The organism is Brevibacillus sp. LEMMJ03 (assembly GCF_007197875.1).
GTDB classification, from domain to species: Bacteria; Bacillota; Bacilli; order Brevibacillales; family Brevibacillaceae; genus Brevibacillus; species Brevibacillus thermoruber.
On record NZ_VKJN01000003.1, the window covers coordinates 67,356 to 88,985 of the forward strand.

Genomic DNA, 21,630 nt, shown 5'->3' on the forward strand with positions numbered 1-21,630 from the left:
TGGGTTAGATGTCTCCTAAATGTCGCCATTTCGTCTCATCTCGTCCAGCTCGTCCGGCGAATAGCCGAGGCGGGACAGCACCTGCGTGGTGTGTTCGCCGTACAGCGGCGGGTGCCGTTTCATCTCCACCGGGGTGCGCGACAGCTTCAGCGGGCTGCCCACCAGCTTCACGCTGCCCGCCGTCGGATGCGCCATCTCCACCACCATATTTCGAGCCTGCACCTGGGGATCGGCGAAGACGGCCTGCAGGTCGTTGATTGGTCCGTGGGGGATGCCCGCCGCCTGTAGCCGCGCTCTCCAGTGAGTGGTGGGTTTGGCTTTCATCACCGCAGAGATGACCGCGACCAGCCCGTCTCTGTGCCGGAGCCGGTCGGCGTTGGTCCGGTAGCGTTCGTCGGCCGCCAGTTCCGGCATGCCCAGGGCCTCCGCCAATTTGCGGAATTGGGCGTCGTTTCCGACCGCGACCACCATTTCGCCGTCCCGTGTGGGAAAGACCTGATAGGGGACAATGTGGGGATGCTGATTGCCCAGCCGGCGGGGCACGGCGCCGGTGGTCAGGTAGCTGCTGGCGACGTTGACCAGTGCCGAGAGCTGCGCGTCAAACAGGGAGACGTCGAGCTGCTGCCCCTCGCCCGAATAGCTGCGCTCGTGCAGCGCCGCGAGAATTCCGATCGCTGCGTACAAGCCGGTAAGCACATCGGCGATGGCGACACCCACTTTCAGCGGTCCGGAGCGTTCGTCACCGGTGATGCTCATCAGACCGGCCATCGCCTGGATGATGTAGTCGTACCCCGGTTCGTTTTTGTATGGGCCGGTCTGTCCAAAGCCGGTGATCGAGGCGAGGATGATCTGCGGGTTGATACGCTTGAGGGTGTCGTACCCCAGCCCCAGCCGCTCCAGCGTGCCGGTTTTGAAATTTTGTACGACCACGTCCGCCCCGGCGGCCAGCTTTTTGAACGCGTCCTGCCCCTTGGCCGACTTCAGGTTGAGGGTGATGGCCCGTTTGTTGCGGTTGGCGCAGAGGTAGTAGGCGCTTTCCCCGCCAGCAAACGGGGGGCCCCAGGCGCGGGTGTCGTCTTTCGATCCGACTGCCTCCACCTTGATCACGTCGGCGCCCAGATCGCCGAGAATCATCGTGCAAAACGGCCCCGCCAGCACGCGCGTCAAATCGAGAACCGTGATGCCCCGCAGTGCGCCGTCCAAGGAAATCCCTCCTTTTTCGTCATGAAAATAAAAACAGCCAGGCAAACCGCAACAGGTGATTCCGTTGCCATTTTCCTGGCTGTCGTTCGCGTGTGTCTTCCGGCGAGGAAGATCGGACGAATGAAGGCAGAAATTTCATATCAAGCTGTGATCGCGAATCCCAATGGTGAACCGATTCAAACGGGGTAGGGAAGGAAACCGGTTCAGAGCGGCAGGGAGGGGCGAAAAGTCGGCTCTCTGCCCGTGAACCGTTTCTATTATGTCATTGGATGGCGGCAGTTGTCAATATTTTTTCTGAATATTCTATATTATAACAGTTGTCCAAAATGTGCCTCCTGTTGGCTTTCCGTCTGGCGGATGCCGGGCGTATGCCTTTGGGCCGGTTGTTGCGTATTGAGCGGTATTGCGCGGCGGTTGGTTCCGCTGGTGACGCGGCAAGCTGGCGTGATACGGCCAAGCTGGCGGGGGTTTCTTTTTGGAAAAAAACATGGTACTGTATGGAACAGTTTCGTATCCGTGAAAACATGGCAGGAGTGAGAGCTGTGGCACGAAAACGACGGGCGGCCGTAAGTTTGAACAGCCCGCAGCGGAAAGCGGTTGAATACGGCATGCTGGCGCTGGGATCGCTGGTGCTGGCCGCCAGCTTCAACCTGTTTCTCAACCCCAACCAGCTCGCGTCGGGCGGCGTTTCCGGCCTGTCTACGATCTGTTACCATCTGTTTGGCTTTCCCCCCTCTGTCGTGCAGTGGGCGTTTAACATCCCGCTGTTTCTGCTCGGCCTGTGGCTGTTGGACCGGCAGTACAGTGTAAAGGCGGCGGTCGGTTCCCTCATTCTGCCGCTGTTTGTGGCGCTGACCAGCCATCTGCCGCCGCTGACCGACAATCCGCTGTTGGCTGCCATTTACGGCGGCATGGGCGTCGGGCTTGGCATCGGGATTGTCTTTCGCGGCCGAGGGTCGACCGGCGGGTTTTCCATCGCGTCGCAAATCCTGCACAAGTACACGGGGATCAGCCTGGGCGCGTCGGTCGCCGTCTTTGACGGGCTGGTCATCCTGCTGGCGGGCGTCGTCTTCCATCCGGAAAAGGCGCTGTACGCCCTGCTCGCGCTGTTTGTCACCAGCAAAACAATCGACATCGTGCAGATGGGCTGGAACACCTCCAAGGTGGCCTACATCATTTCCGAGCAGACGGAACGGCTGCGCGAAGCGATCCTGTTTGATCTGGACCGGGGCTTGACGCTGCTGGACGGCGCCGGCGGTTACACCGGGGACGAACGCAAGGTGCTGATGGCCGTGGTCAGCCAAAGCGAAGTGAGCAAGCTGAAAATGCTCGTGCGCTCCGTCGATCCGGACGCGTTTATCATTCTCTGCCCCGCCCAGGAGGTGCTGGGCGAAGGCTTCCGTCCTGCGTAAATCGGCACAGGACGGGCAAGAAGGAGGCGGCTCCCGTTGGGGGCCGCCTTTGGACTACGCGGAGCGAAACGCACTTTCCGCCACAAACATGGTGACCTCGCGCAGCATGGAGGAAACGCCGCCCGAGAGCGGGTAGCGGACGGGCTTCTGCTGGCGCGAGGCTTCTTCTTTTACCGCCCAGTAGAACGAATGCTTGATCTGATGCGTGTTGCAGATGACGAGATCCGCTTTGGCCACATAGGGCTGCAGCGTCTGCGGCTGGCTTTCCAGAACGATGACGGAGCCTCCCCTGGCCCGTATCGCTTCCTCGTATTGTGCGACCATGTTGGACTGGGCCCCGCAGATCAAGACGTGAACATCCTGGAGCGCCGGAGTCGCTTCCGCTTCCGCCGCTTCGCCGTCTTGGGAATGCTCGGTCCGTCCCCCTTTGCGGCGGGAGAGGCGCTCCGGTCCGGATTCGTCCGGCGGCAGATGCTCGTGGACGGTCAGGATGCGGTTGTTGTGCGGATGGGCCGCGTCAAACAAAAGCGTGACGACATCGCCGGGGGCTACCTTCTCCAGTTCGTAGGCGTGAAGGGGGATAAACAGATCGTCATCGTACAGGTCGCGGACGCCGATCCAGCCGGCGCGCTCGTCCACAATCCCCAGCAGTTCTCGGTGATGGGAGGGCGCGGCCCCTTTTCGCAGCACGCGGTACCGGTACTGCGGAAATCCGGGCGAATACTCTCCGACCAGCACCCCTTCCAGTTCGTCGCCGTCTTCTGCCTTGATGGCGAGGAGGATCTTTTCCGACACGTACACATCCGTGCCCGCTTCCGTGGACAGGAGCCCGAACGAAGCGCGTACGGGAATGCGCAGAATCCCCCGGACCACCGGCGGATAGGAGGGAGCATCGAACTCCGGATTAGGGGCCGCTTGTGCGGTGCCGGGATCGTCGCCGCCGGCCTCGTCACTGTTTGGGGAAACGGCTGGCCCAATAGCGGTCAGTGCTTCCGGTTCGGGGCTCGCGGCGGGAAGGCGGATGGACGGCGCGGGCGGAGGAGCCAGCAATGCGTGCAGGCGCGCTGACTCAGCCTGCAGCCGACAGACGGTCTCCTGCTGCTCTTTCAGCCGCTGCGTCAATGCTGCGACCTCCGCTTCCAGCTTTCGATTCTGCTCCAGGGCCCGCTGCCAGTTTCGCTCCATGAGGGCCAAGTGCCGTTCCGCCGCCTGGCGCATCGTCCGCTCTTCCTGAAGCTGCGCCTGCAGGCGGGCGTCCTGTTCCATCCGCAGCCTGTCGATTTCCTTGGCCTCTTTCCGCAGCGCGGCGATTTCGTCACGCAGTGCAGCCGTTTCGCGGTCCCATTTCTTCTGTTTTCGGGCGGTCGTTTTTTTCACGTCTTCGAGCAGCCGCTTCAAACGGCGGTTCTCCTTTTCTAGCGTCTCGCCGGCGGACGGCAGCGCGCGGCGGGCCGTGGCCGGTTCAAATGGACGCATCTCGTTCATGCAGGACAGCGCCAACTGCGTCAGGTCGTCGCGGCCCGAGAGGATCAGGCCCAGGACCACATCGCCGAGATCGATTCTGGCTTCAAGCGCCAGCGCGTCCGCCAGGGTACAGGGGATGGGCAGCGAGGCGATCTTTTTCTCCAGGTCAGGGTACGTTTCATACAGGCGTGCGGCGGCATGGTAGCGCGGCAGCACGGGTTCTCCGCCGCAAAACAGGTGTTTGCGAAAGAACGCGTTCAGCGTGGGATAGGGAACATGTTTGACGCTGCGAAAGCCCGGGGGGCAGAGGTCGTAGCGAGCGCATACCTGCGGCAGCTCCCGCGGCCCCACATGGGTGAAGTACCACGAGCGCCACTGCTCGAAGTGTTCGGTTGACAGGTCTTCCTTGGGCATCGGCATCACTCGATTCACGTTCGTCGTTTCCTAATATGTTCGGGACGAATCGAGAAAATCCTTTGCGCCGCGCAGTCCTTCCGGGAGCAAAGCGCCGCGTTCGCGACGAATAGGTGCGGTGTTTTCCCCCTTCTTCCGTTTGGCAGTCCCCAACTTTGGCTCTTTCCATGCCAGTGATGTTCCCTGCCAGATCTGATCGAGTTTAGAAAATTTAGGTTGTTTTTTAAACAAAGTATTGTGATTGTCTCGTTCAGGTAAAGTCTTCCCGAAACGTGAGTCGGTCATGGGAATCGATTCTCCAGGAACAACACGATGAATGGAGCGTTGTTGCTCGTCGGTACTCGAACGCTTTTTTTCTGCAAATATTTTTCTCGAAATGTCACAAAACGGGAGGATGATTTGTTATATCTGGCAAAGGAGGTGAACGGTTTGGACAAAGATCAAATCGAGCGGGTGATTGAGGAGATCAAGTCTTCCGGTTCATTGGAGATGTTTGGAGACATCATCGAAGCTTTGCAGCAGCCGATTTTTACCTACTGCTATCATATGCTCGGACACAGGCAGGAAGCAGAGGATGCCGTGCAAGAGGTTTTTATCAAAGCATACGAACATATCGACAAGTACACAAAGTCCGTTTCCTTTTCAGCGTGGGTGTACAAGATTGCCTATCATCACTGCTTGAATCTCATCAATCGGAGAAAGCTATACCGAATGGTCCCTTTCTTGAAAAGAGGAATGGCGGCCGTCAGTCAAAACGAAGGAGAGATCCGGGTGGATCACGAGCAGGTAAGCTATCCGCTCCATCAGGCGATGTCCCGTCTGTCTGCGGAGGATCGAAATTTGATCATCCTGCGCGTGATTGAAGAAAAAGGGTACGAAGAACTCTCTGTACTGCTAAACAAAAAACCAGCAACCCTGCGAAAACAATATGAGCGGGCTTTACGAAAATGTAAACACTATTTGCAATTGCAGAAAGGAGGGGAAGTGAATGAAGCCTACAAAGCCATTCGGTGATGTGGAGCATCTGATCATGGATACACCCGTTCCGAAAATTGACGTCAAGGATCGGGTGCTCGAGAAACTGCGGGAGCGGAAAAATCAAAGGGAGGCGGTTCGAGTGAAAAAGAAAATCGGATTGATTGTAGCGGCGTGTCTGGTCTTTGGGGTAACGTCTGCATACGCGGCCATGAAAGTGTATGAGCTGAAGAATGAAAAAGGAGAAGTAGTGGTACAGATCAACCAGACAGCCAAGGATCCGGTTACGAGCCAACACAAAACGTATGGCCAGATGTTGAAGGAGGTTCGCGAATCGGTCAAACCGGGCACCGCTGTCGCTGTGTACATTGTGCCGGATAATCCTCAGAAAATCGTTGCTTTCTTCCAAAAGCCGATTACGTCTACAGACCGTAGGGTGATTCAGGCGGAAGCGGGAAACATGTTTGCCTTCCCGGCCGAACTGACTGGCGGGTACACGTTTAAAGAAGGGTTTGTCCAGCATATGATCATCCACGATTACAAGAAGGAAGATTTTTATAAGCAAGCGGAAGAGACAAAGAAAGACGTGATCGTGAAGGAGCTGAAAGTAGAACCGACGATTGAGCAATTGGGCGCCACCTACGCGAATCACAAGGGTGAAGTACGGATACGCATCGAGAATTTTGAGAAAGTAAAGTATGTGAGCACCGAAGCAGGTCCGGACGACACTGTGGAAAAAGTAAAGGTGGACAAAAGAGAGGCGTTATATCATCTGAGGAAAATAAAGGGAGCGGATGGAAAAACAGAATCGATGGAACAGTCAATCGAATATTTCAAAGACGAAGCGAAATTGCTTTATCATGTATGGACGTCGTCGCCGGAAATTACCAAGCAGGACTTGTTGGCCATCGCGGAAAAGCTGGAGTAATTCCAGCCTTTCGACTGAGCCAATCTTCGTAACGGCTCGATCAGCCCTTTTCTACCGCAGGGTGGTGAAACAAGGAGAACTGTTTGTCCGCGGAAGTGCCGCTCGCTGTCACAAAACCGCCAAGCATTGCCCGCCCTGTTTTTCCCTTGCCGTTCTGTTATAATGAGACGAGTATGAAGATTGTCACTGGGCAAGGAGTGAACGAGTCGTGTACAAAGCGTTGATCGAATCCCACGTGGGCGGCTGGGAAGTGGCGTTCGTCCTGCTGATCGTCGGGTACATCCTGTACCGTACCGGCAGGGAAAAGGCGGGCAAAATCGTCCACATGCTGCTGCGTCTGATGATCGTGATCATCGTCGTGTCGGGCGCCTGGATGCTGTTTCAGTTCCGCGCGGGAGAGGTCCTTTACTATGTGAAGGGAGTGCTGGGGCTGTTCGTCTTCGGGCTGATGGAGATGGCGCTGGGACGGGCGCGCCGGCAGGAAGCCAGCACCGGATTTTTCGTCGGTGCCCTCGCGCTGATGGTGGTCGTCATCCTGATCGGGTACCGCGTCATCATGTAGGCGGCAGGCGCGGGGTTCAAGTCGGAAGGCTTTCGTTCGGATCGAAAGGATCCGGGCGGAGGCCTTTTTTTGCGGGAACCTTTTTTGCGGCCGGACAAGTGCCCCCAAGACCGGCGGATGATCGCGGAAACGGGATTGCCCAACGATCCGGGCGGTCGGGTATGAATCGGAGAACTTCTCCACTTTTGTCGTCTAATATGGCGGAATGCTCCGCTTTTGCGTATAATGGCTGTAGGAATACAGCCGTTTTCTTTTGGCGATGGACGGGGGAGGAAACCGATGACGGCATATCAGGAAGAGCGGACGGCCGGAGCGTCCGGCGGCGCGGCCAAAACCAATACCACCCTGCTGGGCATTCAGAGTTTGCGGCCGTCGTTTACCAAATCTGAGCAAAAAGTGGCGGAGATCGTATTGAGCCAGACGGAGAGCGTGATTTACTCCTCCGTCATCGACCTGGCGGAAAAAGCGGACGTGGGCGAAACCACCGTGCTGCGGTTCTGCCGCAAGATCGGCTTTCGCAGCTACCAGGAGTTCAAGCTGGCGCTGGCCCAGGAGCTGGTCCATCCGGTCAAAAACCTGCACGGCGAGGTAACGGAGGAGGATTCGCTCGCGACCATCGCGCAAAAGGTGACGGCCACCAACGTGCAGGCGGTCGGCGACACCAGCTCGCTCATCGACCCGATCGAGCTGGAACGGTGTGTCGACCTGCTGCAAGCCGCCAACACGATCCACTTTTACGGCGTGGGGACATCCGGGGTGACCGCCCAGGATGCCAAATACACGTGCCTGCGCCTCGGCCTGAAAGTGGACGCCTTTTACGAGGCGCACCTGCAGGCCATGGCCGCCGCCACGCTGGGCCCCGGTGACGTGGCCGTGGGCATCTCCGTGTCGGGCAGCACCAAGGATACGATTGACTCGCTGAAAGTGGCGAAGGAAGCGGGGGCGACGGTGCTGTGCATCACCCACTACCGCCGCTCGCCGATCACGAACGTGGCTGACATCACGCTTCTGACGGCAGCCAAGGAAGGGCCGCTGCAGGGCGGGTCGCTCGCGGCCAAAATCGCCCAGCTTCACGTCATCGACATCCTGTGCACGGCACTCGCCATGCGCATCAAGGAGAAAGCGCTGACCTACAAGGAAAAAACGGCAAAAGCGGTGCTGGACAAAAAATACTGAAACGGCTGGATGGGGGAGAGAGCATGAAGCTGTTGATTGCGGAGAATTACGAGGCGTTGAGCAAAGAGGCGGCGCGCGTCGTGGCGCAGGTGGTGGCAGCCAAGCCCACGGCCGTTTTGGGACTGGCTACGGGCAGCACGCCGATCGGCATGTACCGGGAACTGGCGCGGCTGCACCGCGAGGAGGGCGTTGACTTCTCACGGGTGACGACGTTCAACCTGGATGAATACGTCGGACTGCCACCGCATCATCCGCAAAGCTACCGCACGTTCATGCAGGAGCACTTTTTCCGCCACGTGAACATCCCGCTGGAGCAGACCAACATCCCGCGCGGGGATGCACCCGACCTGCAGGCGGAGTGCCGGCGGTATGAAGAGGCGATCGCGGCGGCGGGAGGCATCGACATACAGGTGCTGGGCATCGGCAGAAACGGCCACATCGGCTTCAATGAGCCGGGGTCAGACGCGGAGACGACCACGCGGGTCGTGAAGCTGGCGCAAAGTACGATCAAGGCGAACGCGCGCTTTTTCGACTCGATCGACGAAGTGCCGACGAAAGCCGTATCGATGGGGATCAAAACGATTCTGGCGGCGAAGCGGATCCTCCTGCTCGCGAGCGGCGAGGCCAAGGCGGAAGCGGTGCGCCGCATGCTGGAAGGGGAGAGGACGCCCGACGTGCCCGCGTCGCTGTTGCAGCTTCATCCGGACGTGACCGTCATCGTGGACAAGGACGCGGCCGCGCTGCTGGCAGCCGAGACGAGAGGCAGAGGCCGCCTGGTGTGAGCGGTCCGTTTTGCTGCGCTTGTTCACCAATTCGTTTCGAATAACGCCTCGTTCGTTATGCTATACTGGGAGTGTCCAAGGAGAATGCACCAGATTACCGTAAGGAGTTGATCCTGATGAGCACGAACGAGGCGTTGCTTACGCTGGAAGGCTGGTATACCTATCATAATTTCCGCACGATCAATTGGGAGAAGTGGAAAGCCGCTTCGGCCGAAGAGCGCCAGGCCGCGCTGGACGAGCTGCTCGGCCTGATCCGCGAGTGGGAGGCAAACGAACAGGAGAAGGAAGGCAGCACCGCCATCTACAGCATCCTGGGGCACAAGGCGGATCTGGTCTTCCTGTTCCTGCGCCCGACGATGCAGGAGCTGGACGCGATCAAGACGGCGTTCAACAAGACCCGCTTCGCCGCTTACACCCAAGCGCCGTACTCCTACATCTCCGTGGTGGAGCTGAGCAACTACGTACATAATCCCGGCGAAGACCCGAAGTCCAATCCGCACATCCGGGAGCGTCTTTACCCGATTCTGCCGAAGTGGGAGCACATCTGCTTCTACCCGATGAACAAAAAACGCAACCTGCAGGACAACTGGTACATGCTGACGATGGAGCAGCGTGCCGAGATGATGCGCTCGCACGGGATGATCGGCCGCAAGTACGCCGGCAAAGTGAAGCAGATCATCGGCGGCTCCGTCGGCTTCGACGATTGGGAGTGGGGCGTGACCCTGTTTGCCAACGACCCGCTCGAGTTCAAGCACATCGTCTACGAAATGCGCTTTGACGAAGTGAGCGCACGCTACGGGGAGTTCGGCAACTTCCTGGTGGGCAACATCGTCACGCCCGAGTCGCTCACGCAGATGCTGCAGGTGTAACCCATCAACCACAATCTACCCGCGGTGCAGCCGGGGTAGATTTTTTTATTTATATTTAAAAAGAATGAAACCGCTGTACAGGAACCATATCCTGCTTCTCACCTGTGTCCTTCTCCCAAAACATAACGTCGGCAAACACTGATAATCCTTTTCGTTGTGGGCATGAAGAAACTGCTGGAGATCAGTTGGGAGAGTTAGCATTTGTCGTACTTGTCCTGATTGTTCCGTATTCGTTGCGATAAAAATCGGCAAACCTCATTTACTAAACAGCGAAAATATAGTATTTTCTTCCATGTATGGATTGTTTAGGTTGATTGTTAACAGAAACTACCGACCATTCTATTGCAAAAAATTTACGACGCCGCTGCCATAGTGACCTAGTTTGAAATGAGTTGAATCCGGATGGAGAGAGGGAGACTACTATTTCAAAAAGAGGATTGAAAAAACTACCTTTTTTGTATATAATTCCAATTAGAAAGATGAAATACATTTTATGGAAGGTGATTTTTGTGTTCCGCAAAAAGGTATTGCTAAGTGCAGTGGCGATTTTCTCCAGTTTGACCTTTCTAACTGGTGCAGGAGTGGAAGCGGTTAAAGCAGCAGATGCTAAGGTAACGGTTGCTGCATGTATCACGAAAACGTTTAAACTCTATAAGGATGATTGGGATTACGTACCAAACTATTTGCCTTATGCCGGAGAAACCTTGGAACTGCAGTACTTCTATGATAGAGGAACGTATTGGGAAGCCACATACTCCAATTGCTAATGGTTTAAAATTTTCTGTCGATCTATTATTCTCAAAGATTGGGTCTTACTCCCATCCAGCAATCTGGTAAAGAAACCCCCGATTCGGAACCTGAGCCCGGTATTGAACCGGGCTCAGATTGTTGTACAGCCGCGCTACTACAACAAACTCTACTGGTAAGAAAGGGTGTCCAAACGAAGAGCCTCTGAGGTAAAATGGTATCAATTTCCAACGACAATGAAGGGAGAGGTGTTTGCGTGACAACCAAAAAAAAGACGCTGCAGGTGGCGGCGGGACTTTCGACAGCCGTGCTGCTGACCGGCGTTCCCGTCCCGCTTGCCGGCGTGTGGGGGAACAGCCTGCCGAAAGCCTACGCCGCCGAACAGCAGGCGGGCGGCTTGACGCAGGAGCAAGCGGTTCAACAGGTGCGGCAGCTTCTGGACATACCGGCGGATTACAAAATGGAACGGACGTCGTACCTCGATGAAAGCCGGAATTCGCCATACGACCGGCCGCTGTGGAACCTGTCCTGGGTAAAAGACAGGGAGGGATATGTGTCTGCCGCCGTCGACGCGGTGACGGGACAATTGATGCAGTATTCACACTACAGCGAAAAGCGGGAAAGCGATTCGTCGCCGGCCGTCAGCGAGGAACAGGCGCTGCGGACGGCGGAGCAGTTTCTCGAGCGGGCCGTCCCCAAAGCGGAGCGGGAGAAGCTGTCCAAGCCCAACGAATACCCCGGCCTGCTCCATATTTCGCTTGATCCGTGGGGAGAGCGCGTCTTTTCCTTTACGCGCATGGAAGGCGACACGCCTTTTTTGGGAAACGGCTTTCAGGTGATCGTCGGCCGAAACGGCGAAGTGGTCTCGTTTCTACGGATGTGGTACCAGGGAGAACTGCCTGACGCCAAAGCGGCGATCGGGGTCGACGAGGCGGAGCGGCTCCTGGCTGAAAAAGCCGCGCCGTCGCTGGTCTACACGCGGGCGAACGAGCTGACGGGACGTTACCAGGCGGACCGGAACCGGTACCGCCTGGTCTACCGCTACGGGCAGACCGATCCGCAGTTTGTGGACGCGGCGACCGGAACGGTGCTGAACGCACTCGGCGAGCCGGCCGAGGAAGGCGGGATCAAGCCGTTGGGGAGCACGGACAACAGCCGCGAAGCGGACAGGCTGATCGGCAAGGAAGAGGCGCAGAAGATCGCGGAAGAGCTGGTCAAGCGGCTCCCCGGCAGCTATCGTTCCGAGGGCAGCAGGGGCGGCGGTTCCAGCTCGGGACCGGACGGCGTGGAAACGAGACACTGGCGTTTTGAATTTACCCCGCTGCACGTCCAGGGCAAAAACGTGGAGCCGGTCGAGATCAGCGTCAGCGACCGCGGGGAATTGGTCGAATACCGCGTCGGGGAACCGGGATATCCCGACGAACGAGGACGGAAAATCGAGAAGGCGGTGTCGTGGAAAGCGGCGCAGGAGAGCGCGGTCAAGCTGGTAAAAACGCTGCTGTCCGACCGGCTGGGGGACATCTATCTCATTGACCGCGAGCCGTCCCGCGCGAACGTGGAGGAGGTGCTGGAGCGGGGGCGGAATTTCGCGATTACGTTCGGCTGGCTGAAGGACGGCGTCCCGATCGAGGACAGGGAGTTCCGCGTGACGGTCAATCCCGAAACCGGGGAAGCGGAAGAGCTGCTCCTGTTCGAAGAAGGACCTGTCAGAGCGGAGGAGACGGCGGCCAAGATTGACCGAAAGGCGGCGGCCAAAGCGGAGCGAGAGCGGAAGAAGCTGATGCTTACCTATTTCCTGCCGGAGCTGCCGCGTAACGGGATGCCGGCCGGCACTTCCAAGCCGCTGCTCGTCTACCGCTACGTCGGCGATCAGGGGGTCGTGGACGCCGTGACCGGGGAGTGGCTCAGTTTTGCCGACTTGCGCCAAAAAGAAATCCCGCAGGACATTGACGGTCATGCGGAGAAGGAAGCGCTGCAGTTCGCCATCCGGGAGGGCTTGCTGGCGGTCACCGACGGCAAGGTGGAACCGGACAAAGCGGTGACGCGTGGAGACATGGTGCAGATGCTGTCGCGCATGGTCAACCGCATCGGGTTGCCTTTGCGGCCTCCCTATTTCGGAGACGAAGATCGCAAGGCGTACCAGTTTGCCGACGTCGACGTGAAACATCCGCTGTACGGCGTCATCCAAAAAGCCATTCAATACGGACTGATCCCCGAGGAGGGGACAAGGTTTGAGCCGGATCGCCCGGCGACCCGCGGGGAAGCGGCGGAAATGGCCGCCCGCCTGCTGGGATTTGGCGAACTGCTGGAAAAACCGGGGCTGTTCGTGTCGCCGTATCGGGATGTGGAGAAGCGGCTGGTGCCCGCCGTCGCCCTGGTCCATGCCTACGGACTGCTTCCTTCCGCGTCAGCCGACGCGTTCCAGCCGGACAAAACGCTGACCCGGGCGGAGGCGGCCAAATTGATGAAGGCGCTGTTGGAGGCGAGAGACCTGAAGTGACGTGCGGTCCCGCGCCGCTTCCGGCGTTTCTCCTTCGATGCAATCGGGTTGCCGTCAGTCTGAAGCGGAGGACGTCCTCCGCTTTTTTTTTTTTCGCTTTGCGCGGGAGATCGCAGCGGATCACTTTGATTTGCCGCCGGTTTTTGCTATCGTAAAAGGAGCCTCCGCCGTTTCGCTTCGGCGAAGCCGGCTGTTCGCCGGCACGCGCCCGAAACGGCCCGAGACAACCCCGGAAGAGAAGGATGGGGACGTTATGGCCATGAAGATTGGATACCGAACGATCAAAACCGCGATCGGCGCAGGCCTGGCTATTTTTATCGCGCAGCAGTTGGGCCTGGCGTTTTACGCATCGGCGGGCATCATTACCATCCTCTGCATCCAGGTGACGCGAAGACAGTCGATACGCGCGGCCGTCAACCGCATCCTCGCCTGCCTGTTGGCGCTGGCGGTCGGGATCGGCGTGTTCGCGCTGTTCGGCTATCATCCCGCCGCGCTGACGCTATTGATTCTGGTCTTTTTGCCGCTGGCTGTCCGCTTCGGCATTCAGGAAGGATTCGTGAGCAGCATGGTCGTGCTGCTGCATCTCTACTCCGCTGAGCGGATGGACGCGGCCACGATTGCAAACGAGCTGGCCCTGCTCACCATCGGGGTGGGGGTGGCGCTTCTCGCCAACCTGTACATGCCCAGCATGGAAAAAGAGCTGAAAGCGATGCAGGCGGCGGTGGAGAACAACTTTGCCGTCATTTTGCAGGAGTTCTGCTACTACCTGCGCCACGGCCAGAGCGACTGGGACGGCCGGGAGATGATCGAGACGGAGAGGCTGCTGCAGCAGGCGAAAGAGCTGGCCTGGCGCGAAGTGGAAAACCGCATCGGCCGGCGGGACGACACCTACTACCAGTATTTCGTCATGCGGGAAAAGCAGTTTGAACTGCTGGAGCGGATGCTGCCGATCGTCTCGACGCTGGACGTGCAGGTGCCGCAGGGGCATCAGATCGCCGATTTTCTCGAGCGGCTGAGCCGCGCCATCCACCCCGGCAACACGGCGTACCGCTTTTTGGACAAGCTGCGGGTGATGCGGGAAGAGATCCAGCAGACGGCCCTGCCCAAGACGCGGGAGGAGTTTGAAACCCGCGCGGCCCTGTTTTACCTGCTGCGGGAGATCGAGCGCTATCTGTTCATCAAGCATGAGCTGGGGAAAAACAGTCCGGGTAAAAATATGGAGAAAAAGGATATGCATGCCTTGTAATTTTCGGGAAATATTTGTATAATGATGGACGGCTGTTCATTTTTTTCGGAATGGCCTGTTTTTTTTATTTTTCTTTCAGCTCGATCAACAACAGGAGGAATCGACATGAATGGGCGTACCGCGCGAAAACGAATCCTTTCGCTGCAGATGAAAGGAAAACTGCTGCTGACCTTTGCCGTGATTCTGCTATTGCCGAGTCTGCTGATCGGTTGGGTCTCTTTCTACAGCGCCAAGAAGGAAATTGAGAACCAACTGCTGCAGCGGGCTGACGAGCAGGTGAAGACCCTGGACGGAACGATTGATTCCTACCTGGGCCTGCAGGTGAAGGAGGCGGAGCGGATTGCTTCCCATCTGGCGGGACAGGGGCTCAAGAAAAACGACCCCGGAGCGCATGCGTATTTGCAGGAAACCTACACCCTCCACAAGGAGTGGGAAAATCTGTTCATCGGAACGGAGACGGGCGCGTTCGTCAGTACGGTGCCGGTCAATAAGGCCGGGTATGACCCGCGTACCAGACCCTGGTACCAACTGGCCATGGAGAACAAGGGAAAAACGGTCATCACCGACCCGTACGTCGCCGCGTCCACGGGCCGCGTCGTCATCACCATTGCCCGGACTACCAAGGACGGGCACGGGGTGGTCGGGCTCGACCTCAACCTGGAGGAACTGGCCAAGATCACCAGCCGGGTCAAAATCGGCAAATCAGGTTACGTCGTACTGATGGACCAACACCGGAAGTTCATCGTCCATCCCGAGCAGAAAGCGGGGACGGAAGCGGAGAAGGCGGATTACATAGACCGCCTCTATACGACAGAAGCGGGCACGTTTGAGTACGTCAACCAGGACGGACTGAGCAAGAAAATGGCATATGTCACCAACGGGCTGACCGGCTGGAAGCTGGCGGGCACCTATTACGTCAGCGAAGCGGATGCGGATGCCGCACGCGTGCTGCCCGCCATTCTGACGATTGTGGCCGGCTCTGTGATAGGCGGCGCCGCGATTGTGCTGTGGATCGTCCGCTCGATCACGCGTCCGCTCGGCGTGTTGATGGCTGCCGCCGCCAAAATCAGCGAGGGCGACCTGTCCGAACCGGTCAAGGTAAACGCCAGGGACGAGATCGGCCGGTTGGCGGAGAGCTTCGAGGGCATGCGCCTGTCGCTGCAGTCTGTCCTGGCCGAGGTGAACCAGGGAGCCGTCCAGGTGGCGGCGTCGGCGGAGGAGCTGATGGCGAGCGCGGACCAGAGCAGCAAGGCGAGCGAACAAATCTCTTCCGCGATTCAGGAAGTGGCCGTCGGGGCGGACAAGCAGGTAGCCAGCGTGGAAGAGGCGTACCAGGTGGTCAACATGATGGCAAGCGCCGCGGAACAGATCAACGGCAGCACGCAGCAGGTGGCCGGGCTGGCTTCCGAAGCGGCGGGCAAAGCGGCTTCCGGCAGCCAGACCGTGCAAACGGCGATCAACCAGATGACGGAAATGAACGCCACCGTCAAGGAATTGGCGCATACCGTGGACGGACTGGGCAAGCGCTCGCAGGAGATCGGCAGCATCGTCGACGTCATCTCCGAGATTGCCGATCAAACCAACCTGCTGGCGCTCAACGCCGCCATCGAAGCAGCGCGGGCCGGTGAGCACGGGCGGGGATTTGCCGTGGTGGCGGACGAAGTGCGGAAGCTGGCGGAGCAGACGACGCAATCCACGCAAAAGATTGCCGAACTGATCGCGATGATCCGCCAGGAGACGAACGACGCGGTTCGCTCCATGCACACCGTTACCCATGAGGTGGCGGAAGGAATTGACGTGGTGCATGCGGCAGGCGCTTCCTTCGAAGAGATTCGCTCGGCAGTGGAAGAGCTGGCCGGCCGGATCCGGGAGGTGTCCGGCGCGGTGCAGCAGTTGACCGAAGGCACGAAGCGCGTGGTGGAGACGACGTACACGATCCGGGAAGTGGCGGAGGAAGCGGCATTGGGCACGCAGAACGTTTCGGCCGCAGCTCAGCAGCAGTTGGCTTCCATGGAAGAGATCAACGCGTCGGCCGCGGCGCTGGCGAAGATGGCAGAAGACCTGCAGGAGATGGTGGGCAGGTTCAACGTGTAACCGTGCGGGTGCAGGCACGGTCCGTGCGTATTCAGGCTGCCCGGGCGGGGGAAGGATCACCCCCCTCCCGGGCAGCCGTTTTGTTTGCGCCCCTGCGGTTGTGCCATTGTCATCCGTGCGCATTTTTATTTTTTCACTTTTGAAAACTATGATAATGTTAGGAAAAGAACAAACGGCGCGAATACGTGGTGCGCGTGGAAAGGAAGAGGAGAGTGCCATGCAGGTCAAACCGTTCAAAGTGGAAGAGTGGATGAACACGTATGAAAAGGACGCCGTTTACAACATCGCGGAGACGTGCGTCGATTCGCTGACACTGGAGGAGCTGATCCGGCTGTCCGACGAGCCGGACCGCTTTTTTCGCGAGCTGTCCCAGCAAAAGCTGACGTACGGCCACATCGAGGGCTCACCGGAGTTTCGCTCGCTGGTGGCCGGTCTGTACCGTTCCATGCGGCCGGAAAACGTCCTGGCGATGAACGGCGCAATCGGCGCCAACTACCTGGTGCTCTATTCGCTCGTGCAGCCGGGTGACGAAGTGATCGTGGTCCATCCCACCTACCAGCAGCTCTACTCGGTGCCGGAATCGTTCGGCGCGGAGGTGAAACTGCTGCGGCTGCGGCCGGAAAACGGGTTTCGTCCCGACCCGGACGAGCTCCGTTCCCTCGTCAGCAGCCAGACCAAACTGATCGTCATCAACAACCCGAACAACCCGTCCGGAGCGCTGATGGGCGAAGCGGAGCTTGCGGACATCGTCGGCATCGCCCGCTCCGTGAACGCCTTCGTCCTGTGCGACGAAGTGTATCGCGGCCTGTACCAGGACCCGGACGCCCAGGTTCCGTCCATCGTCGACCTGTACGAGAAAGGCATCAGCACGGGCAGCATGTCCAAGGCGTTTTCGCTGGCCGGGCTGCGCCTGGGCTGGATCGCCGCTCCGCTGGAAGTGATTCGGGAGTGCCTCAAGCATCGGGATTACACCACGATAAGCTGCGGCCTGCTGGACGATGCGCTGGCCGTCCACGCGCTGAAAAACTGCGACAAGATCATGGAGCGGAACGGGAAAATCGTCCGGCGCAACCTGCACATCCTGGACGAGTGGGTGCAGCGCGAGCCGCTTGTCTCGTACGTGAAGCCGCAGGCGGGGACCACGGCATTGCTCCAATACGACCTGCCCGTTCCCTCCGAGACCTTCTGCCTCGACCTGTTTCAGGCGACAGGCGTCTTCCTGACTCCCGGAAGCTGTTTTGATCTGGAAGGGCATGTGCGGATCGGGTACGCCTGCGATACCGAAGTGCTGCGCGCCGGACTGGTCAAGGTGTCGGAGTTTTTGCGGTCCCGCGGCTGAGCGGAGGCGGTTACCGGTAAAATTTTATAAAAATACAGTTGATCGCATAAATATAATGGTGCTACGATGAAAACCAGGAAAACAAAGGGGGGATGCTTATGAGTCAACCACAACCGGTTTCCACTCCCGCTGTTTCCAAAGGGAAGGAAATCAACGTATTCGTCTTGCTGTTTGCCGTGCTGGCGATCGCCGTCGCGCTGACCTACGTGCTGCCGGCGGGTGAGTATTCGCGAGTGGAGGTAAACGGCAGAAGCGTCGTCGATCCGCAGTCCTTTCAGTTTGTCGACTCCTCGCCGGTGAAGCCGCTGGGGCTTGTCAACAGCATTCATACCGGGATGGAGGAAGCGGCCGGCATTATCTTTTTTGTCCTCATCATTGGAGGGACGTTCGGCATCTTGACGACCACGGGAGCGATCGAAGCGCTGATCGTCACCCTTTCCCGCAAGCTGAAAAACCAGGAGAAGTGGCTGATCCCGATCATGATGTTTTTCTTTGCCATGGGAGGATCGCTGATGGGGATGGCGGAGGAGACGATTCCCTACATCGCGGTCATGATTCCGCTGGCGGTCGCCTTGGGCTTTGACGTGATCACGGGAGCGGCGATCGTGCTGGTGGGCGCTTCGGTCGGCTTCACGTCGGCGATCATGAATCCCTTTACGGTCGGAGTGGCCCAGGGCATTGCCGAGCTGCCCACGTTTTCCGGCGCGGGCTTCCGCATCGGGGTGTTTGCCGTCATGTACCTGGTCTCCGTCGGGTTTGTCTACCGCTATGCGATGAAGGTAAAACGAGACCGTTCACTCGGCTTCTTCGGCGGCTTCGAGGGAACAAACGCGGACGAGCTGCTGCGTTCGGACGTCGTGCTGACCACGCGGCACAAGTGGATTTTGATCTGCTTTCTGATCAATTTCCTCGTGCTTGCGTTCGGCGTGATCCGATACGGCTGGTACATCACGGAGATTGCCGGCCTGTTCCTGCTCTTGGGCATTGTCATCGGACTGATCGGCAGGCTCTCCGCCAACACGATCGTCGACTCCTTCATGAAGGGGGCGGCCGGGCTGATCGCCGGAGCGCTGGTGATTGGCGTGGCGCGCGCGGTCGTCGTCGTGCTCAACGAGGGGCACGTCCTCGACACGATCCTGTACTACGCCTCCGCCGCGATCCAGGCGATTCCGCCCGCTTTCACCGCCGTGGGCATGCTCGTGCTGCAGACGGTGATGAGCTTTATCGTCCCTTCCGGCAGCGGTGAAGCGGCGCTGACCATGCCGATCATGACGCCGCTGGCGGACCTCGTCGGCGTCACCAGGCAGACGGCCGTGCTGGCGTTCCAGTTTGGCGACGGGATATCCAACATCTTCATTCCCACCTCCGGGTACTTTATGGCCGGACTGGCCTTGGCCGGCATTCCCTGGTCGCGCTGGATGAAGTGGATCCTTCCCCTGATTGTCGCCCAATACGCCATTGCCGTGGTCGCCGTCGTCGTTGCGCAGTTGATCGGATACGGCCCTTTTTGAACGCGGCGACCCCGTTCGCCGTGAGAGAGAAGCCTCCTCGCTAGGAGGCTTCTCTTTTTTGGCGTCGCCACCGGTTCCAGTGAACGGTCGGGAACAGCGCGGGCGAAGAGGGTGTCGGGGACGGATTCCTTCGCGGCGATCAGCGGCGATGAGCTCGAAGCGTCTGGCCTCGATTCTGCGTCAGACAGCTTTTATCCGCCGACGAACTTGCGAAAGTTGGCCGTGCGGGCAATCCGCTTGTGCGGCTGGGAGAGCAGGTAACGGTAGCCCGCTTTCCAGGTGTGGCTGCGGACGTTTTTCCGGCGAATCGCACAGTAGTGAAAACGGCTGCCGGAGTAGATGCGAAAGCCCCGTCGGCGGCAGCTCCGCAGGAACGTGACATCCTCCCCCAGGGAGCGGTTGGCAAAACGGACCCGGCTCCACACGCTCCGTCGAAACGCGAGGGTCCCGCCAGCGAGCAGCCGCGTCCGCCGGTGTTCGTTCCCCGGAAAGCGCAGGATCAGCAGCCGCAATCCCTGAACGTACGTAAAAAAGGTTCGTTTTCCGACGACCGCCGCCTTCGATCGGGCAAACGCGCGCAGCGTGTCAGCCGCGTAGCGGGGGGAGTAGTAGTCGTCGTCGTCAAATTTGGCGAGGTAGGGAAAGCGGGCCCTGTTTGCGGCAAAGTTCAGGCAGGCGCCGAGTGACACCCGTCCGGGCAGTTTGTAGACGGACACGTTGGGAAACGAACGGGCGTATGTTTTGTAGAGCGCTTCGCTCAGCACATCGTTGTTCAGCACCACGATCAATTCCTTGTTGACCCCGCGCTGCCGCAGATAATTGTGAAACAGGTTGCGCATCATGCCGGGGCGCTTGGTGCAGGTGATGATGGAGATGCCGGATTTCCCGGTTCGCTTCACGATGTCTCACTTCCTTAGCCGGTGGAATCGGTGTGATACGAAAGGAAAAACGTCCGAGACGTACTTCATGTGTATTCAGCGGCGGGGCGAAGAACGCTGAGCGGGTGCGGAGTTCGGCAAGAAAAAATGAGGGGGACGCGGTTCCAAAAGGATGATGGTACACACCGGCAGTTGGCAGGAAAGAATATCCTGTTTATCTTTTTTTGCCGCAAGCCATATGCATCAAAATAGTTTGACTATTCTGCGATTGGGCGGTATAATTTGGATAACTTTGTTAGTAAGGTTAACTAACTGTTTGGTGGTGAGTGAAAAGGCGTGCGTTCTTCCAGAAAAACGGGCAGCAGCAAGCTGGTGAAAAAGTGGAACAAGGAAGAGATCTTGCAGCAGGTGATTCAGCACGGTCAGATCTCCCGCGCCGACATCGCCAAACAGACGCAGCTCAGCCGCCCCTGCGTCTCCGCCCTGGTGGAGGAGATGATTCAGGAGGGGCTGCTCCAAGAGGTGGGGATGGGCGACTCGCGCGGCGGACGAAAGCCGATCCTGTTGGAGTACAACTACCAGGCGTACGCCATTGCCGGAGCGGTGTTCGAAGGCTCCGCGCTGGAGATGGCGGTGGCCGACCTGAAAGGCGAGTTTTTGGCCCGGTACCGCAAGCGGCTGGCCCAGCCGGCCGACGGGGAGCGGGTGATCGAGGACCTGGCGGCGGGACTGGACCGTCTGCTGGCCGAGAGCGGTTTGCCGCGCGACAGGCTGCTGGGCATCGGCGTCGGCCTGCCCGGGGTCACCCAGCGGGGCAGCGGCACGGTCAGCTTCGCTCCCAGCACGGGCTGGATGGGATCGCCGATCAGGCAGACCATCGAGGAGCGGCTGGGTGTGCCGGTCATCATCGACAACGACGTCAACATGATGACCCTGGGCGAGTGCGTCCGCGGTGTCGGTGTCGGCTGTTCCAACGTTGTCTACATCTACGTCGGCACGGGGATCGGCTCCGGCATCATGCTGGACGGCCAGTTTTACCGGGGAAGCCGGGACGCGGCCGGCGAGATCGGCTACATGCTGATCGGCCCCGTACACAGCCGGCGGGACGGAGCGTACGGCGTGTTTGAGACGCATTACTCCGTCCCCGGTATCGAAGAGCAGGCGAAGGCCTTTCTCTCCGACCTTCAGGAAGGGTCGAGTATCATAGAGGCGCTGATCGGTCATGCCCGGCAGGACAACCGGGAGGCCGCGCGGCTGCTGGACGACGTGTACCGCCACTGGGCGTACGCGATGGCCAACATCGTCAGCGTGTTGAACCCGGAGCTTTTGATCCTGAGCGGAGAGATGGTCCATATCGACGAAAAAGGGGTGAAGCAGATTCACGATTGGCTGACGGAATGGGTGCCCGTCGTGCCCCGTCTGGAAAAAGCGAGTCTCGGCGAAGAGGCGGGGCTGATCGGGGCCGTTCACAGTGTCTTGGAAGCGTTTCCGTCCACGAAATTGCTGGACAAATAGGGTGAAAAAAAGGGG

Annotated in this window: 18 protein-coding genes; 14 read left to right on the forward strand and 4 right to left on the reverse strand. The window is 58.8% G+C overall.

Annotated elements, in window-relative coordinates:
• Positions 1 to 15: 15 nt before the first annotated feature.
• A complete protein-coding gene (locus FOI68_RS05040; RefSeq protein ID WP_065067138.1) occupies positions 16 to 1,203 on the reverse strand; it encodes a CaiB/BaiF CoA transferase family protein in 1,188 nt (395 codons plus the stop codon).
• A 542-nt stretch (positions 1,204 to 1,745) separates the two neighbouring features.
• On the opposite strand from FOI68_RS05040, the gene FOI68_RS05045 reads away from it, so the two are divergent.
• Complete coding sequence (locus FOI68_RS05045; protein ID WP_029098491.1) at positions 1,746 to 2,615, forward strand: YitT family protein; 870 nt, start codon at positions 1,746 to 1,748, stop codon at positions 2,613 to 2,615.
• 54 nt (positions 2,616 to 2,669) lie between these two features.
• Here FOI68_RS05045 and FOI68_RS05050 read toward each other — a convergent pair whose 3' ends face one another.
• Together FOI68_RS05050 and FOI68_RS05055 are read right to left on the reverse strand one after the other, a co-directional pair.
• Entirely contained in the window at positions 2,670 to 4,511 is a 1,842-nt protein-coding gene (locus FOI68_RS05050; RefSeq protein ID WP_143862517.1) for a DUF2325 domain-containing protein, read from the reverse strand.
• Positions 4,512 to 4,523: 12 nt separating this feature from the next.
• Positions 4,524 to 4,778, reverse strand: coding sequence for a hypothetical protein (locus tag FOI68_RS05055; RefSeq protein ID WP_141669664.1), 255 nt, complete (start codon positions 4,776 to 4,778; stop codon positions 4,524 to 4,526).
• Between the two features lie 144 nt (positions 4,779 to 4,922).
• On the opposite strand from FOI68_RS05055, the gene FOI68_RS05060 reads away from it, so the two are divergent.
• From FOI68_RS05060 to FOI68_RS05115, 12 genes are all read left to right on the forward strand, one after another.
• The gene (locus tag FOI68_RS05060) at positions 4,923 to 5,507 is read left to right on the forward strand and encodes an RNA polymerase sigma factor (protein ID WP_029098494.1); all 585 of its coding nucleotides are present in this window, start codon (positions 4,923 to 4,925) and stop codon (positions 5,505 to 5,507) included.
• Positions 5,508 to 5,610: 103 nt separating this feature from the next.
• A complete protein-coding gene (locus FOI68_RS05065; RefSeq protein ID WP_143862518.1) occupies positions 5,611 to 6,396 on the forward strand; it encodes a hypothetical protein in 786 nt (261 codons plus the stop codon).
• Between the two features lie 208 nt (positions 6,397 to 6,604).
• A complete protein-coding gene (locus tag FOI68_RS05070) occupies positions 6,605 to 6,958 on the forward strand; it encodes a YisL family protein (protein WP_044897380.1) in 354 nt (117 codons plus the stop codon).
• Between the two features lie 279 nt (positions 6,959 to 7,237).
• The gene (locus tag FOI68_RS05075; protein ID WP_029098497.1) at positions 7,238 to 8,134 is read left to right on the forward strand and encodes a MurR/RpiR family transcriptional regulator; all 897 of its coding nucleotides are present in this window, start codon (positions 7,238 to 7,240) and stop codon (positions 8,132 to 8,134) included.
• Positions 8,135 to 8,157: 23 nt separating this feature from the next.
• A complete protein-coding gene (gene nagB / locus FOI68_RS05080; RefSeq protein ID WP_035299658.1) occupies positions 8,158 to 8,916 on the forward strand; it encodes a glucosamine-6-phosphate deaminase in 759 nt (252 codons plus the stop codon).
• Positions 8,917 to 9,032: 116 nt separating this feature from the next.
• Positions 9,033 to 9,785 carry a hydrogen peroxide-dependent heme synthase gene (hemQ, locus tag FOI68_RS05085; RefSeq protein ID WP_029098499.1) on the forward strand — a complete coding sequence of 251 codons (753 nt, stop codon included), beginning with the start codon at positions 9,033 to 9,035 and terminating at the stop codon, positions 9,783 to 9,785.
• A gap of 509 nt (positions 9,786 to 10,294) precedes the next feature.
• Positions 10,295 to 10,552 carry a hypothetical protein gene (locus tag FOI68_RS05090; RefSeq protein ID WP_143862519.1) on the forward strand — a complete coding sequence of 86 codons (258 nt, stop codon included), beginning with the start codon at positions 10,295 to 10,297 and terminating at the stop codon, positions 10,550 to 10,552.
• 236 nt (positions 10,553 to 10,788) lie between these two features.
• Complete coding sequence (locus FOI68_RS05095) at positions 10,789 to 13,032, forward strand: S-layer homology domain-containing protein (protein ID WP_185973873.1); 2,244 nt, start codon at positions 10,789 to 10,791, stop codon at positions 13,030 to 13,032.
• A gap of 259 nt (positions 13,033 to 13,291) precedes the next feature.
• The gene (locus FOI68_RS05100) at positions 13,292 to 14,278 is read left to right on the forward strand and encodes an aromatic acid exporter family protein (protein WP_082059460.1); all 987 of its coding nucleotides are present in this window, start codon (positions 13,292 to 13,294) and stop codon (positions 14,276 to 14,278) included.
• Positions 14,279 to 14,383: 105 nt separating this feature from the next.
• Positions 14,384 to 16,372: a methyl-accepting chemotaxis protein gene (locus FOI68_RS05105; protein WP_185973874.1), complete on the forward strand. Its 1,989-nt coding sequence runs from the start codon at positions 14,384 to 14,386 to the stop codon at positions 16,370 to 16,372.
• 217 nt (positions 16,373 to 16,589) lie between these two features.
• The gene (locus tag FOI68_RS05110) at positions 16,590 to 17,711 is read left to right on the forward strand and encodes an aminotransferase (RefSeq protein WP_143862521.1); all 1,122 of its coding nucleotides are present in this window, start codon (positions 16,590 to 16,592) and stop codon (positions 17,709 to 17,711) included.
• A gap of 98 nt (positions 17,712 to 17,809) precedes the next feature.
• On the forward strand, positions 17,810 to 19,222 hold the full coding sequence (locus FOI68_RS05115) for a YfcC family protein (protein ID WP_029098503.1): 1,413 nt from the start codon (positions 17,810 to 17,812) through the stop codon (positions 19,220 to 19,222).
• A gap of 191 nt (positions 19,223 to 19,413) precedes the next feature.
• Here the strand turns inward: FOI68_RS05115 and FOI68_RS05120 are convergent, their stop codons facing one another.
• Complete coding sequence (locus FOI68_RS05120) at positions 19,414 to 20,121, reverse strand: glycosyltransferase family 2 protein (protein ID WP_143862522.1); 708 nt, start codon at positions 20,119 to 20,121, stop codon at positions 19,414 to 19,416.
• A gap of 315 nt (positions 20,122 to 20,436) precedes the next feature.
• Between FOI68_RS05120 and FOI68_RS05125 the strand changes: the two genes are divergently transcribed.
• Positions 20,437 to 21,615: an ROK family transcriptional regulator gene (locus FOI68_RS05125; protein ID WP_143862523.1), complete on the forward strand. Its 1,179-nt coding sequence runs from the start codon at positions 20,437 to 20,439 to the stop codon at positions 21,613 to 21,615.
• The last annotated feature ends 15 nt before the right edge of the window (positions 21,616 to 21,630 follow it).